Here is a 255-nt window from a genome sequence, read left to right on the forward strand (position 1 = left end):
GAAGCAATGATTTATAGTCAACGCGTTGCCCAGATGTCAAAAGCACTTTGGAAAGCAGTAGAAAAGGATTGGCAGCAATGGATAAAACCTTATGACTTGAATATTAATGAACACCATATTCTATGGAATGCATACCATCTTCAAGGCGCAACCATTTCGGACATCGCAAAATTCGGCGTCATGCACGTCTCCACAGCTTTCAACTTTTCAAAGAAACTTGAAGAGCGGGGATATCTGCAATTCTTCAAGAAAGAC

1 protein-coding gene is annotated in these 255 nt (G+C 40.8%); it reads left to right on the forward strand.

The genetic code is table 11. The annotated features are described in order from the left end of the window. The coding region (locus M3152_RS17920; protein ID WP_251697206.1) for an HTH-type transcriptional regulator Hpr at nucleotides 1–255 on the forward strand (255 nt) is incomplete at both ends.

The sequence above is a fragment of the Sporosarcina luteola genome, assembly GCF_023715245.1.
GTDB classification, from domain to species: domain Bacteria; phylum Bacillota; class Bacilli; order Bacillales_A; family Planococcaceae; genus Sporosarcina; species Sporosarcina luteola_C.